The sequence below is a fragment of the Vibrio sp. 1078-1 genome (assembly GCF_033340475.1).
The window spans coordinates 1-837 of the sequence record NZ_JAWOWM010000192.1; the positions used below are offsets into that span (position 1 = coordinate 1).

1 protein-coding gene is annotated in these 837 nt (G+C 48.0%); it reads right to left on the bottom strand.

The window, feature by feature from the left end:
• Positions 1-133 precede the first annotated feature (133 nt).
• The coding region (locus tag R7190_RS26510) for a vitamin B12 dependent-methionine synthase activation domain-containing protein (protein WP_318137757.1) at positions 134-837 on the bottom strand (704 nt) is incomplete at its 5' end.

Below are 837 nucleotides of genomic sequence, written 5' to 3' on the forward strand. Positions count from 1 at the left end.
CGAACAATAATATTGGTTTGTTCCTCAAGTGCCCACTACCGTGGTTCAAAAAGCATAACGTGGTTTTTGAGGGAACAACGACAAATTAAAGGGCTGCACATTGGCAGCCCTTTTTATTGCTTGTTCACTTGATTTAGCCGTTAATGTTTGGCCCCAACCATTTTTCAGCTTCGATCCTATCCCAACCTTTACGATCTGCATAACTCTCTAACTGATCGTCTTGGATCTGAGCGATCGCAAAATAGCGAGAGTCTGGATGTGAGAAGTACCAACCGGACACTGATGCCCCCGGATACATTGCATAGCTCGTTGTTAGTGACATACCGATGTTCTCTTCAACATTCAGTAACTCCCAAAGCGGGCCTTTCTCTGTATGCTCAGGACAAGCTGGGTAACCCGGTGCAGGACGGATCCCTTGGTACTTTTCACGGATGAGCCCATCATTCGATAGATTTTCATCTGCTGCATAGCCCCAAATTTCTTTCCTGACACGCTCATGCAAGTATTCAGCAAAAGCTTCGGCTAAACGATCCGCCACCGCTTGAATCATGATTGCGTTGTAGTCATCGCCTTTCGCTTTGTACTCATCGGCCAACTCACGCTCACCGATACCGCCAGTTACTGCAAACGCTCCAACCCACTCCTGTTTGCCAGCTTCTTTTGGCGCGATGTAATCCGACAAGCAGTCGTTACAGCCTTTAGGCTTTTCTGTTTGCTGACGAAGATTGCGCAATACGTTAGCAACCTCGGTACGCGACTCATCGGTGTACACTTCAATATCATCACCCACGCTTGCCGCTGGGAATAGGCCACATATCCCGCGAGCCTTAAGCAATC